Here is a 15,480-nt window from a genome sequence, read left to right as displayed (position 1 = left end):
GATTTCAGAAGTGGGAAGAAAGTTTTCAGTTTTCAGTCGCAGTTTACAGTTGAGCAATGGGTCAGTGTAGCAATTTATCAATGGAACAATTTAGCAGTTGAATAGTAAAAGGGTTATTGAATGAATGAGAAGCAATTGAATGATGAATTTCGAATGCTGATTAACGATTTAAGATTTCAGAATCAGGAAGAAAGTAGACAGTTTTCAGTCGCAGTTTAAAGTTGAGCAATGGGTCAGTGTAGCAATTTAGCAATAGAACAATTTAGCAGTAGAATAGTGAATGGGTTATTGAGTGAATGAGGAGCAATTGAATAATGAATTTCGAATGCTGATTAACGATTTAAGATTGCAGAACCTTGAGGAGAGTGAGCAGTTTTCAGTCGCAGTTTACACTTCTACAATTTAGCAATAGAACAATTTAACAGTAGAATACCTACTGATTCCTATGTGCCTACTGTGGTTTAATTCTTAGTGTCTTTGAGTCTTGGTGTTTAAATATCATTTCAGCGCCGCTTCAATATCTGCAATAATATCGGCTACATTCTCAATGCCCACCGAAAGGCGCATCATGCGGTCGTTTATGCATGCTGCAACACGTTCCTCTTCGGTAAACTCGGCATAAATAGTTGAGTACGGGTGAATGATCAGCGATTTATTGTCGTTTAAATTTGTTGCCCGGCGAATGATTTGAAGCTTGTTCATAAACGAATAACAGGCTGCTTTCGATTCCAGCTCAAAACTCATAATAGTACCCGGAACACCGTTAAAATATTTTTGCGCCAGCGGGTACCTTTCATCGGTTTTCAGTCCCGGGTAACTCACCGTTTTAATCCGGGGATGTGCTTTCATAAATTCGCCCAAAGCCAGGCAGTTTTGGTAGCACTTTTCTACCCGAAGCTCCAGTATATCGAGCCCCTGGATTTGAAAGCGCGCAGTTTGTGGTGCCATGCTTCCGCCGGTATTTCGGTAAACGTTCTTTCTTACTTTAATAAGAAAGGCATTCTCTTTAAATTTTTCTGTGTACGAAGCCGTATTTGGGTTTCGGTTCCAGTCGAAATTGCCATGATCCACAATGGCACCACCAAACGAAGTGGCTCCTCCCGAGATGTATTTTGTGGTCGACATCACCTCGATATTCACACCAAATTTCCCGCCGCTAAAAACATTGGGCGGAGTAATTGTGCTGTCGGCAACCAGAACCAGCCCGTGTTTTTTGGCCACGCGCGACAGCATTTCAATATCAGCAATATCCAGTTGAGGATTGGTTACCGTTTCAAAATAGATGGCGCGGGTATTTTTATCGATACGTTTTTCAATTTCTTCTTCCGAGCTTAAATCGCTAAATCGTGTTTCCACCCCAAATTCCGAGAGCGTATTTTGCAGCAAGGCATAACTGTGCCCAAACAAACGATTTCCGGAGATAATATTGTCGCCCGTTTTAGTAATCGCCATAATCGTATTTGTAATGGCGGCCATGCCCGAACTTACAGCAATTACGCCGCTGCTTTGTGTCAACGCTTTTAGTTTTAACTCGAAATACTCCACCGTTGGGCTGGTTGTTCGAGAATAAACATGAGCAATGTACTCGCCTCTGAAATTGGCTTCGATCTGTTCGGCCGAATCAAATTCGTACGCCACCGATTCGTATAAAGGCATTTGCAGTGCCTTGTGTGGATCTTGTTTGGCGTAGGGTACATTTAATGCTGTAGTAGTAAATCCGGTTTTCTTCATTTGTCAATCTTTAAAGGCGTAAAAGTAATCTTTTGTATTCCTTTCCTGGCCTGCTGTTACAAAATACCAGTTGAAAAAGCCTGATATTTGACATCCACAAAACAATTCTACAACATAATTGTTTTTAGGGTGTCGATGCATTATGGTACGATAATTGTTCCGTACCTTTGCATCTTTAAGTTATAATTAAACAGCATTTAATTAACAACTACTAACCATGGCGCCCCCCGCCATGGTTTTTTTTATTTCTTTCTCTGATTGTTGTCATAAACAATCCTTCCTTTTCATGTACATCCGTCAACATCTTTTGGATTTCCCGGGCAAGGGTAATTTTTCGCAGTTAAATAATTCTAAATGTTCAATGCGCTATAACAGAAGTCTGCCTGTCAGTTAGTTAATGAACTTTAGGGAAAAAGAAGAGCTATGGAAGCGCATTTTCTTTTAATAATCTGCATTTTCACGTCTGTTTCTATATCTTTAAAAAACAAATTCGGAAGTGTTATCCGGATTTGAAAGACTAAAAGAAAGGAACCAAACGAATGAAAAGATACCTGCCAAAATTAGTTCAGAACGATAAGTGGCTTGAGCCTTATGCCGGAGTTATTTCCGACCGGATGATACTTGCTGATCGTAAAGAAAGAGAAGTTACCGGAGGACGGAGTCTGGCCGATTTTGCTACCGGGCATCTGTATTTTGGTTTGCACCGAACTGAATCGGGATGGGTAATTCGCGAGTGGGCACCCAATGCAACGCATATTTATCTGGTTGGTACTTTTAACGATTGGCATGAAAGTGTTGAGTACTCGTTTGCAAGTCTCGACCACGGTGTTTGGGAATTGCATCTGGCAGCCAATCAACTGGCGCATGGCGATTTGTATGCCTTAAATGTGCATTGGTCGATAAATTATGGGAAACGAATTCCTGCCTGGGCCACGCGTGTTGTGCAGGACGAAAATACACACATATTTAATGCGCAGGTTTGGGCGCCCGAAAATTCTTACGAGTGGAAGAACCCGGAGTTCCAGCGGACCGATGAGCAACCACTGATTTATGAAGGGCATGTGGGTATGGCCGGCGAAGAGGAACGTGTACATACTTACAATGAATTTCGTGAGCAGATGTTGCCGCGTATAAAAGCCAACGGCTACAATGTAATTCAGTTAATGGCTATTCCGGAGCATCCTTATTACGGGAGTTTTGGTTACCACGTAAGTAGCTTTTTTGCAGCATCGTCGCGTTTCGGAACCCCCGAAGAATTAAAGCAGCTGATTGATGAGGCACACGGAATGGGAATTGCTGTGATTATGGACCTGGTGCATTCGCATGCGGTAAAAAACGAAGTTGAAGGCCTCGGAAATTACGATGGCACACGCTATCAGTTTTTCCACGAGGGCGGAAAAGGTGAGCATCCTGCCTGGGACAGTTATTGTTTTAACTACGATAAAAATGAGGTGCTGCACTTCCTTTTATCAAACATCAGCTACTGGCTCACGGAGTATAAATTTGATGGATTCCGTTTTGACGGCGTAACCAGCATGTTGTATTTCAACCATGGTTTGGAGATCGCTTTTACCACTTACGACGACTATTTTAATGCCAATGTAGACCACGAGGCAACTACCTATTTTAAACTGGCAAATAAGTTGATTAAAGAAATTAATCCGCGGGCGCTGTCGATTGCTGAAGACATGAGTGGAATGCCCGGCCTGGCAACATCGATAGACGATGGTGGTTTGGGATTCGATTTCCGAATGGCAATGGGCGTTCCTGACTTCTGGATAAAAATGATAAAAGAAAAGTCGGACGACGAATGGGAGGTTGGCGATATTTTTTACCAGCTAACCTCGAAACGTATGGACGAGCAGGTGGTGAGTTATGCCGAATCGCACGACCAGGCTTTGGTGGGTGATAAAACCATTATCTTCCGGCTGATAGATAAAGAGATGTATTTTTCCATGCGAAAAGATCAGCCGAACCTGATTGTTGACCGTGGAATAGCACTGCATAAAATGATCCGGCTGGCAACTGCAAGTACTGCCGGCGGTGCTTACCTGAATTTTATGGGAAATGAATTCGGACATCCCGAATGGATCGATTTTCCGCGCGTAGGAAACAACTGGTCGTACAGTCATGCCCGTCGAATTTGGAGCATTGCCGAGGATCAGGATCTGAAGTTTCATTGGCTGTATGATTTTGACAAGGAAATGATTCAGTTGATCAACCAAAACAAAATACTTTCAATTCCTCCGGTTGACAAGGTTTTGGAAAATAAGCCGGATAAAGTGCTGGCCTACCACCGCGGACTGTTTTTGTTTGTTTTCAATTTTAACCCAACGCAGTCGTTTACCGATTACGGAATTCCGTTGGGTGCCGGGAAATATCAAATTGTGCTCAATACCGATTCCGGCCGTTTTGGTGGTCACGACCGGGTTGATGAGGAGATCAGTTACTACACCATGCCAAGTAAAGGACTGGATAGCCAGCATTACCTGAGACTTTACCTTCCGGCAAGAACGGCGTTGGTGCTGAAAAAAGTGGATATCCCGAAAGTGAAGTAAATGGCCGAAGCAAAATTTCAAACCATAGTAGATGTGCCGCAGTTTAAGTGGCAAACGGGTTATAAAATAAAGAACCTGTTTCTGGGATCGTGTTTTACCGAAAATGTTGGGGCAAAAATGGAAGCCCTGAAATACCCGGTTGACATCAATCCGTTTGGAATTTTGTATAATCCGCTTTCTGTTGCCAACGGCCTGCAGCTATTGCTCGAAGAAAAGCAGCTTTCGGCAATCGATCTTATAGAGCACAACGGCCTTTGGCACAGCTTTAGTCATCATGGCCGTTTTTCGAATACGGAACAAAATAAGGCCTTGGATGACATCAATACGCGTATTAAAATTTCGGCAACTTTTTTAAAGCAGGCCGGTTTTCTATTTCTCACTTTTGGCACGGCATGGATTTACCGGTATAAAAAAAGTGGTGAACTGGTTTCGAATTGCCATAAAATTCCGGCCCGCGAGTTTGCGCGCGAACGTTTGTCGGTACAACAAATCGTTGAAGTCTATCGTAAATTGCTGCACAAAATCTGGCAAATAAATCCTGAGCTAAAAGTGGTTTTTACGGTCAGCCCGATTCGTCATTGGAAAGACGGTGCTATTGAAAACCAGCGAAGTAAGTCGACGTTGATACTAGCTGTCGATCAACTTATTCAGGAACATGGAGCTGAAAAATGTGCCTATTTCCCGTCGTACGAAATTGTGATGGATGAACTGCGCGATTATCGTTTTTATGCCGAAGATATGTTGCACATTTCAGAGGTGGCCATTAAGCATATCTGGTCGCGTTTTGAAGCGGCACTAATCAACCCTGAAAGTATCGAAATTGCGCGGGAAGTTCAAAAAATAAGCAATGCTGTAAAGCATCGCCCAATCAACAAAAAGTCCCTTGAATATTCCAAATTTCTCCTTAGTTTTCTAAATAAATTAGAGTTGCTGGAAAAAAGATTCCCGTATCTTAATTTAAAGTTAGAAAAAGACTATTTTAATGTACAGATTGAGCAATTTGGTGGTGGTGACCACACAATTGTAAGTTAAATCCCTTAACTTAGTAGAGACAACTTCGTTGTGGCTGCTGAACCAATACTCAATTTACCAAAGTGTTACTAATATGCATTACCTTGAATTTGATAAGGAGCAGCTGGTAAATCTTGAATATTCGCTGTTCAAAGAAATATTACGATCAAATAGAGCCGGTTCTTACTTAAGTACTACGCTAAACGGCTGCAATACCCGAAAATACCATGGTTTGCTTGTTTGTCCTATTGAAAAATTTGGAGGTGAAAAACATGTGTTGCTTTCGTCGCTCGATGAAACAGTGATACAAAACGAGGCCGAATTCAACCTCGGAATCCACCGCTACAAAGGCGGAACCTACGAACCCAAAGGGCACAAATATATCCGCAATGTAGAGTTTGATGCCATACCCAAAATTACCTACCGGGTTGGCGGGGTTGTGCTTACAAAAGAACGGCTGCTGGTTGAAAAAGAGGAACAAATTCTGATAAAATATACGCTTGAGGAAGCTAAATCGCCAACAACTTTGCGATTAAAACCATTTCTGGCTTTCCGAAATATTCATCAGCTGAGTAAGGCAAATATGTTTGTAAACCGCAAGTTTAGGAAGGCCAAAAACGGCATAAAAACATGTTTGTACGAAGGCTACCCCGATTTGTTTATGCAATGCAGCAAAGCAGTTGATTTTGTTGGTGTACCCGATTGGTATTACGATATTGAATACCTGAAAGAGCTGATCCGGGGCTACGATTATCTGGAAGATCTTTTTGTGCCGGGCTATTTTGAGTTTCCGATGAAAAAAGGGGAGTCGATCGTTTTTGCTGCAGGTTTAACAGAAGCTAATCCGGTCTCGTTAAAACAGCGGTTTACCAAAGAGCAGAACAAACGAGGAGGCAAAGAAACCTTCAACAGTGTTTTGGAACGGGCTGCTCACCAGTTTATCATGCACGAAGGTTACACGGCCGATATTATTGCCGGTTTCCCTTGGTACGACAGCATTACCCGTCAAACATTTGTGTCGCTTCCCGGATTGTGTCTGGCGTTTAACGATCCGAAACTGTGTGAGAAAATACTCGATTCGTACCTGAAATATTTTAACGATGGTTTTTTCCCCGATCAGATCAAGGATAAAGAACTTACCTACCATTCTGCCGACACATCGTTGTGGTTTATTTGGGTTATTCAGCAGTATTTAAAGAAAAAGAACAATCCAAAGTTGCTTTGGAGAACGTATGGCGAAGTGATTAAACGAATACTCAATGCCTATACCAGTCAGAAACGGGAAGATATAAAGGTGTTGCCCAACGGATTGATTTATGCCGAAAAGGAAGATACAGCATTAACCTGGATGAATTCCAGTGTTGACGGCAAGGCCGTTTTACCACGCGCCGGAATGCCTGTTGAGGTGAATGCCCTGTGGTTTAATGCCATTTGTTTTGCCCTTGATTTGGCTGACATGGCCGGCGACCATGAATTTATTACGCAATGGAAACACATGGTTAATAAAGTGGCGCAGTCGTTCCTGAAAACCTTCTGGAGCGATGGACATGGCTACCTGGCCGATGTGGTAAAAGATGAACAGCACGAATGGGCAGTACGACCAAATATGGTAATTGCTGTGGCCATGGATTATACACCGCTTACAAAAGAGCAACAAAAGCAGGTGTTAAGTGTAGTGAAGCGCAAACTGTTAACCAACAGGGGGCTGCGAACATTATCGCCCGATCATTTGCGTTACTTTGGTAATATCAGCGGAGGCCCAAAAGAACGGGAGCTGGCGGTGCACCAGGGAGCTGTTTGGCCCTGGTTACTTCAGTTTTTTGTTGAAGCTTATTTGAAAATTCATAAGCGGGGAGGATTGCCGTTTGTGAAGCAGATTATGGAAAGTTTTGAAGCCGAAATGACCGAGCATTGTATCGGGAATATTCCGGAAATGTACGATGGCGATCCACCGCATGTTGGAAAAGGCGCCATTTCGCAGGCCTGGAATGTGGCCGGAGTTTCGTATGCGCTCGAATTGGTACAGAACTATACAGAATAAACCAAAAACAATTGATTTTTGGATGCAACCGGAAAATTAGAAGATCAGATGAAGGTATTAATGTTTGGATGGGAATTTCCTCCCCATATCTCCGGTGGATTGGGGACAGCCTGTTACGGGCTTACAAAAGGTATGGCAGATATTGAAGATATTGACGTAACTTTTGTGGTTCCGAAGGCTTTTGGCGACGAAGATCAGTCGCGAATAAAGCTGATTGGAGCCAATACTATTCCCGTAAACCGAACGACCTTTACTTTTGATGAAGGCGGAAAAACAATGGAATACCTCGAAGTAGATTCGCCCATTCTTCCCTATGTTACCGAAGAGGAATTCTGGACATTAAAAAGCAAACGTTATTTACGCCAGACAAAATTTGTTGAAACCGACGAAGACTCAAAAATAGAATTTAGCGGTGGTTACGGCCCCGGTCTGTTAAAAGATATTCGCGATTATGCGCTGGTGGCTCGTTTGATTGCCGAAGATAATCCCTGCGACATTATTCATGCACACGACTGGCTCACTTATCCGGCAGGAATTGCTGCCAGCCAGGCCACAGGGAAACCATTGGTTATTCATGTGCATGCCACCGATTTCGACCGAAGCGGAGGCGATGTAAACCCGCGGGTTTATGCCATTGAGCGCGAAGGCATGGAAGCGGCCGATAAAATTATTGCAGTGAGCAACCTTACACGGAAAATCGTGATCGATAAGTACGGAATTCCGCCCGAAAAAGTGGTTACCGTTTATAATGCGGTTGAATCGGTAAATAAAGAAAAAGGAAGTTTGCCGCCAAAAGGAGTTAACGATAAAGTGGTTACTTTTTTAGGAAGGATAACCATGCAAAAAGGCCCCGGTTATTTTGTTGAAGCCGCAAACCTGGTGCTCAAAAAAATGCGGAATGCGCGTTTTGTTATGGCCGGAAGCGGAGATATGATGAACGAAATGATTGCACGAACAGCAGCGTTGGGCATTGCCGATAAATTTCATTTTACCGGTTTCCTGAATGGGAATGATGTAAACGACCTTTTTAGCATGACCGATGTGTTTGTTATGCCGTCGGTATCGGAGCCTTTCGGAATTGTGCCGCTTGAAGCCATGCAGTTAAATGTGCCGGTAATTATATCCAACCAGTCGGGGGTGTCGGAAATTTTAAAACATGCCATAAAGATCGATTTTTGGGATACCTACGCAATGGCCGATTCTATTTATGGAGTATTAAATTATTCCTCTTTGGCCCAGCATTTTAAAAGGGCCGGAAAAACAGAGGTGGATGAATTAAAGTGGACACACTCGGCCCGTGAAGTGAGAAAAGTTTACGAAAGTACCTTGCAAGAATATTAACCCAACTGTTATGAAATCAATTTGTTTGTTTTTTCAAATACATCAACCATTCAGACACCGGCGTTACCGTTTTTTCGATATCGGGAACGACCATTATTACTACGACGATTATTCAAACGAAAGCATAATCCGAAATATAGCCGACAAAAGTTATTTGCCGGCCAATAAATTGTTGCTTGAGCTGGCTAAAAAACTGGGTGATAAGTTTAAGGTAGCTTTTTCGATAACCGGCGTGGCACTGGAACAGTTTGAACTTTATGCGCCCGATGTTATCGAGTCGTTTCAGAAGTTGGCAAAAACCGGTTGTGTTGAGTTTCTGGCAGAAACTTATTCGCATTCATTAAGTTCGTTAAGAGATATCCATGCTTTTACCGACCAGGTGAAAAAGCACGACGAGCAGATTATCAGGTTGTTTGGTCAGAAACCGCGTGTTTTCCGCAATACTGAAATGATCTACTCCGACGAAATTGGAGAGAAAGTGGCCAAGCTGGGTTATTCGGCCATGTTAACTGAAGGAGCCAAACACGTGCTGGGATGGAAAAGCCCGGATTTTCTGTATGTAAACGCCATTAATCCGCGGCTAAAAGTATTAATGCGGAACTATAAACTGAGCGACGACATTGGATTTCGTTTCTCCGATAAAAACTGGGATAAATATCCGCTAACAGCAGAAAAATATGTGAGCTGGCTCGAAAAAGTTGGTGAAAAAGAAGAGGTAATAAACTTGTTTATGGGCTACGATTCGTTTGGAACCCGGCAGCCAAAAGAAGCCGGTATATTCGATTTCTTAAATGCGCTGGCTGAACAGATCATTAAAAGCGATAAGCTAAAGTTTTCAACACCTTCGGAGGCTGTTAATGAACTTCAGCCGATTTCAGTTGTTAGTGTTCCTCATCCAATTTCCTGGTCCGACGAAGAGCGCGATCTCAGTGCCTGGCTGGGGAACGAGATGCAGAAGGAGGCCTTTGAAAAATTGTATGCCATGAAAGGACAAATGGCCCGGTGTACCGACGCTGTTCTTCAGAAGGATTGGAATTACCTGCAGGCGAGCGATCATTTCTTTTACATGTCGACCAAGTATTTTGCCGATGGTAATCCACATAAATCCTACAGCCATTTTGATTCGCCTTACGAGGCTTTTATCAATTATATGAATGTGCTGAGTGATTTTAAAATCCGTTTAAATGCGCATGTTCCCGAAAGTGAAGTGGAGAATGAAATTGCTTCGCTTCATCGTTTACTCGAAGAAAAAGAAGAAAAAATTAAAAGAATGGAAGCCGATTTGCGCCGTTTGCAAAAAACGAAAAAGCAAAAAACGGCTTTGCGAAATAAGAAATAGACGATTTGTCGCTAACATTAAATTCACTTAACGATAATTGTAGAACAAACACTTTGTTGAAATGATAATCTAATTTTGCAGCTCGTTCTAAGTAAGTTAGAACGATCAGCTTGCCCGCCGGGCATAGTTTGTAATTAATAAAATGAGAAGAAAATGGAAGAGAAAAAATTTATAAAGAATCCGGTTGTGGGAGAGCCGGTATGGAAACGGATTATTGTAGAATCTAACGTTCCGGAAAGTCTTTCACCGCTGCGCGAGCTTTCAAAAAACCTTTGGTGGGTTTGGAATTCTGAAGCACGCGAATTATTTCAGCATATAGATGCGGAAATTTGGGAAGAATGCGCCCATAACCCGATTGTGTTGCTCGACCAGGTGAGCTACAACCGTTTTAGAGAGCTGGAGCGCGATGAAATGTTCGTAGCCCGAATGCACGAAGTAAATGCAAAGTTCAACCAATATCTTGATGAGCGTAAGGAGCTTGCAGGCCCCGGAATCTCGTATTTCAGTATGGAGTACGGTTTGCACGACAGCTTGAAAATATTCTCGGGCGGTTTGGGTATTTTGGCCGGCGACTACCTGAAAGAAGCCAGCGATATGAAAGTAAAACTGGTTGCCGTAGGTTTGTTGTATCGCTATGGGTATTTTAAACAAACACTGAATTTACACGGCGAGCAAATGGCTGTTTACGATGCACAGCAATTCTCGAAAATCCCTGTTCAGCCGGCATTAGATAAAAATGGCGAATGGGTGCGCGTTGAAGTGCAATATCCGGGAAGGACATTGATCGGACGTGTTTGGCAAACCAATGTTGGTTCGGTAAAACTGTATTTGCTTGATGCCGATCATCATGAAAATAACGATGCCGACCGTTTTGTAACCCATCATTTATACGGTGGCGACAACGAAAACCGCCTGAAACAGGAGATGTTACTTGGGTTGGGTGGTATTCAGGCATTAAAAAAGCTGGGTGTAGAATCAGATATTTACCATTGTAACGAAGGGCACGCAGCGTTTATTGGAATACAACGTATTGCCAATCTGATGGCTGAACAGAAACTTAGCTATGCCGAGGCCAGAGAAGTTGTAAATGCATCAACAGTGTTTACAACGCACACGCCGGTTCCGGCAGGGCACGATTCTTTTCATGTCGATATGTTCCGTCATTACATGAATTTCTTTGTCGAAAAGTTGGGATTGACCTGGGAAGATTTCGAGATGCTGGGTAAGGCAAGGGTTGAAGAGGATCATTTTAATATGAGTTACCTGGCCAGCAACTTGTCGCAGGGAATTAACGGCGTTAGTATGCTGCACGGCGATGTAAGTAAGGCGGTGCTAAAACATTTGTTCCAGGGTTACCTCGAGGAGGAACTGGAGATTGGTTATGTAACCAACGGTGTTCACTACCCAACCTGGGCAGCACAGGAGTGGAAAGACATTCATAAAAAATATTTTGGCGAAGAATTTCCGACCAATCAATTGGATTTTGATGTGTGGAAGAATATTTACAATGTTCCGGATTACGAGATCTGGGAGCTGCGTAAAAAATTACGTCAAAAGCTGATTAACTATATTAAAGAGCGTTTTTCGGATAACTGGGTTAAACGTTCGGAGAATCCGAAGTTGATCAGCGAGATTCTCGGAAAACTGAATCCGAATACATTAACAATTGGTTTTGCACGCAGGTTTGCCACCTACAAACGTGCGCACTTGTTGTTCCGTAATCTCGACCGATTAGCGAAAATTGTAAATAATCCTGAGCGTCCGGTACAGTTTATTTTTGCCGGTAAAGCTCACCCGGCAGATAAAGCAGGACAGGATCTGATTAAAAATATTGTTGAAGTATCGAAACGTCCCGAGTTCCGTGGTAAAATTCTTTTCGTTCAGAACTATGATATGAACCTGGCAAAAATGCTGTTGCAGGGAGTTGATGTTTGGATGAACACGCCAACCCGTCCGTTGGAAGCTTCGGGTACCAGTGGCGAAAAAGGAGTAATGAACGGTACGCTGCACTTCTCAGTTCTTGATGGCTGGTGGGTTGAAGGTTATCGGAAAGATGCCGGTTGGGCACTGCCGGCCGAGCGTGCTTATGATGTACAGGATTTCCAGGATGAGCTGGATGCCGAAACCATTTACAATATTCTGGAAGAAGAAGTTGTGCCTGCTTATTATGGCCGCAACCAATACGATATTCCTGAAAAATGGGTGGGATATGTGAAAAATACCATTGCAAATGTTTCGCCAAACTTTACCACATCTAGAATGATGCGCGACTACCAGGACCGTTACTACAATCCGCAGTATGAGCGTTCTCAGCGTGTGAATGCAGATGGTTTTAAACTGGCTAAAGAAATTGCTGCCTGGAAAGCCAAAATGGCTGCAAAATGGGATGGAGTTGAGGTGAAAAACATCGAAATCATCGACGGTATTGCGCACACAATGGTGATGGGTGATAAGTACCCGGTTAAAGTATCGGTTGACTTAAAAGGCCTGAAACCTGAGGAAGTTGGTGTGGAATTATTAATTGCTGAAAATAGAGACGGGCAGGAAAAAATTGTTGATACAGTTGAATTCTATCCGGATAAGTGCGAGGGCACAACTTGCTGTTATAAGCATACCATTTTACCCGACCATCCGGGATCGTTCTCATACAGTTTCCGTTTGTATGCCAAACATCCGGAATTGCCACACCGCCAGGATTTCCGATTCATAAAATGGATCAGCTAATCCGGCAGTGGAACATTGATGTATTTGCGAAAGCAAAAATAAAATAAACAGAAAGGTGCTCGTTTGGGCACCTTTTTTTATTGTTGTGAAGTAATGCTGTTGTGCAACATTAGTTTCAAAATGGCCTAGAACCCAAAATACTAATTGGCGTCATTTTTACATTTCATCCAAACTGTTATTTTTACACCGTAATCAAATGTCTTATAAAACAAGTCTCAGTAAATAGGGGTGAGTTTTATAGCAATGGCAGACAGGCATCTAATACAAGATAAAGTAAAAAATAAATAGGATGAAACGAGCATATAAACTAATTACACCCAAGAGGATAATTAAAAATGTGTGAGTTCCATACGATACCCTAATAAATTTAACAATTTTAATCGTATGAAAAACCGTAAAAAGATCGGTAATAAGATCAAAGAGTTTCGTGAGTTCAGGCAACTCTCGCGTGGTGATTTGGCAATACAGGCCAACTTGGATGAGGCCCAGTTACAGCTGATTGAAGACGAGGGGAATGTTCCTTCGTTAGGTGTGCTAATTAAAATATCGCGTGCAATGGGTGTGCGTATAGGAACCTTCCTCGACGATCAGGAAACCATTGGTCCGGCTCTGGTAAATGCTGGCAAAGCTAAAGAAACGCTTAGCTTTTCTACAAAAGACGAAAGTACTCGCGAGCACCTTAACTTTTTCTCGCTGGCACAGGCAAAATCCGGAAGACATATGGAACCGTTTTTGGTTGAAATTGAACCTGCGGAAGAGTCGGATTATAAACTGTCGTCGCACGAAGGCGAAGAGTTTATATATGTGCTCGAAGGAAGTATTGAGATCAATTACGGAAAAGAAGTTTACCTCTTACAGAAAGGCGATACCATCTATATCGATTCGGTTGTTGCCCACAATATTCACGCAGCCGGCGAACAGGCTGCAAAAATTCTAGCGGTAGTTTATACTCCCGTATAATTAAAAAACATTTTCATGCAGCTACTTGATTATACCTTAGGAAATATACTTGAAAAATGGGCCTTTGAAACGCCAGATAAAGATTTTATTGTTTACCCCGATCGTAACCTGCGGTTTTCGTATAAGCAGTTTAACGAACGGGTAGACCGCCTGGCAAAAGGATTGCTTTTTATCGGTATAAAACCGGGAGATAAAGTAGGTGTGTGGGCAAAAAATGTTCCCGACTGGACCACTCTGATGTTTGCCACTGCAAAAATCGGGGCGGTTCTGGTAACGGTTAATACCAATTACAAGCTGGCGGAGCTGGAATACATCCTGAAAAATGCCGATATAAACTCGCTGTTTATTGTTGATGGATACCGCGACAGCGATTATGTGAAGATGGTGTTTGAATTGGTGCCCGAGCTAAAAACACAACCACGCGGAAAACTGAAATCAGACAGATTCCCGCAGCTTAAAAATGTAGGATTTATCGGTCAGCAAAAACATCGTGGGATGTACAGTACCGACGAGTTAATGTTGCTGGGAAGCCACATTGATGATCTGGAGCTGGAAAGCGTTAAAATAACGCTCAATTGCCACGATGTGGTAAATATGCAATTCACCTCGGGAACAACAGGTTTCCCGAAAGGTGTAATGCTTTCGCACCACAATATTCTGAACAACGGTTTTGCAACCGGCGAGTGTATGAAATACACCGAAGACGATCGTTTGTTGGTTTGTGTTCCACTATTCCACTGTTTTGGTTGCGTGTTGGCTGTGTGTTCCATCGTAACGCACGGAGCAACAATGGTTTTTACCGAGGATTTTGATCCTTTAATGGTGCTGGCTTCTGTACAAAAGGAAAAATGTACGGCGCTTTACGGAGTGCCAACCATGTTTATTGCCGAGTTGAATCATCCGATGTTCGATATGTTCGATCTGTCGTCGTTACGCACAGGAATTATGGCCGGAGCACTTTGCCCCATCGAAACCATGCGCCAGGTGATGGATAAAATGAACATGAAAGACATAATTATTGTGTACGGTTTAACTGAAAGTTCGCCGGGAATGACGGCTACACGTACACATAACTCGGTTGAAGTTCGGGCTTCCACGGTTGGTTTTGAATTCCCTAATGTTGAAGTGAAAATCGTGGATCCTGAAACGGGCGAAGAATGTAAGCCGGGCGACCAGGGTGAAATCTGCTGCCGGGGTTATAATGTCATGAAAGGCTACTACAACAATCCTGAAGAAACGGCAAAGGTTATCGATAAGGAAGGGTGGTTGCACTCGGGCGATCTGGCTGTAAAAACCGAAGATGGATTTTATAAGATTACCGGCCGCATAAAAGATATGATCGTGCGTGGAGGCGAAAATATCTACCCGCGCGAAATTGAAAATTACCTGTATCGTTTGCCGCAAATCGAAGCCGTTGAAGTTGCAGGTGTTCCAAGCAAAAAATATGGCGAAGCAGTTGGTGCTTTTATTAAATTGAAAAATGGGGAAACACTCAGCGAGGAAGAGATTGTAGATTTTTGCCGCGGAAATATTGCCCGGTTTAAAATTCCGAAATACATCTTTTTTGTTGATGAATTCCCGATGACCGCCAGCGGAAAGATCCAAAAATACAAACTAAGCGAAATGTCGGTTGAACTGTGTAAGGATCAGGGTATAGAGATTATCTAATGCAAAGAATGATTGAGTTTACTTATTAAAATGTTGTATCTCATAGGTATAATCGAATGCATTTTTGATCTTTTTAATAAGTTACAATCTGCAAGGGAAAAACATAA

General features: G+C 42.7%; 9 protein-coding genes. 8 read left to right on the top strand and 1 reads right to left on the bottom strand.

Annotation, left to right across the window (positions count from 1 at the left end):
* Positions 1-498: 498 nt before the first annotated feature.
* Positions 499-1,731: a PLP-dependent transferase gene (locus G4420_RS19415; RefSeq protein WP_163325600.1), complete on the bottom strand. Its 1,233-nt coding sequence runs from the start codon at positions 1,729-1,731 to the stop codon at positions 499-501.
* Between the two features lie 539 nt (positions 1,732-2,270).
* Here G4420_RS19415 and G4420_RS19410 point away from each other — a divergent pair.
* From G4420_RS19410 to G4420_RS19375, 8 genes are all read left to right on the top strand, one after another.
* Positions 2,271-4,289, top strand: a complete 2,019-nt coding sequence (locus tag G4420_RS19410; protein ID WP_163325599.1) for an alpha amylase C-terminal domain-containing protein — start codon at positions 2,271-2,273, stop codon at positions 4,287-4,289.
* Positions 4,290-5,321, top strand: coding sequence for a GSCFA domain-containing protein (locus G4420_RS19405; protein WP_163325598.1), 1,032 nt, complete (start codon positions 4,290-4,292; stop codon positions 5,319-5,321). It begins immediately after the preceding gene.
* 73 nt (positions 5,322-5,394) lie between these two features.
* Positions 5,395-7,341 carry an amylo-alpha-1,6-glucosidase gene (locus G4420_RS19400; RefSeq protein ID WP_163325597.1) on the top strand — a complete coding sequence of 649 codons (1,947 nt, stop codon included), beginning with the start codon at positions 5,395-5,397 and terminating at the stop codon, positions 7,339-7,341.
* Positions 7,342-7,389: 48 nt separating this feature from the next.
* Positions 7,390-8,682: a glycosyltransferase family 4 protein gene (locus G4420_RS19395; protein WP_163325596.1), complete on the top strand. Its 1,293-nt coding sequence runs from the start codon at positions 7,390-7,392 to the stop codon at positions 8,680-8,682.
* A gap of 10 nt (positions 8,683-8,692) precedes the next feature.
* Positions 8,693-10,021 (top strand): glycoside hydrolase family 57 protein, encoded by a 1,329-nt coding sequence (locus tag G4420_RS19390; RefSeq protein ID WP_163325595.1) that lies wholly within the window; start codon positions 8,693-8,695, stop codon positions 10,019-10,021.
* A gap of 153 nt (positions 10,022-10,174) precedes the next feature.
* Entirely contained in the window at positions 10,175-12,745 is a 2,571-nt protein-coding gene (gene glgP, locus G4420_RS19385; RefSeq protein ID WP_163325594.1) for an alpha-glucan family phosphorylase, read from the top strand.
* A gap of 384 nt (positions 12,746-13,129) precedes the next feature.
* Positions 13,130-13,705: a helix-turn-helix domain-containing protein gene (locus G4420_RS19380; RefSeq protein WP_163325593.1), complete on the top strand. Its 576-nt coding sequence runs from the start codon at positions 13,130-13,132 to the stop codon at positions 13,703-13,705.
* Between the two features lie 15 nt (positions 13,706-13,720).
* A complete protein-coding gene (locus G4420_RS19375; RefSeq protein ID WP_163325592.1) occupies positions 13,721-15,373 on the top strand; it encodes an AMP-binding protein in 1,653 nt (550 codons plus the stop codon).
* Positions 15,374-15,480: the final 107 nt, after the last annotated feature.

The sequence above is a fragment of the Draconibacterium mangrovi genome, from assembly GCF_010586825.1.
In the GTDB taxonomy this organism is placed as follows: Bacteria; Bacteroidota; Bacteroidia; order Bacteroidales; family Prolixibacteraceae; genus Draconibacterium; species Draconibacterium mangrovi.
Note: the sequence above shows the minus strand (reverse complement) of the source record. Positions and strands in the feature narration are given on the sequence as shown.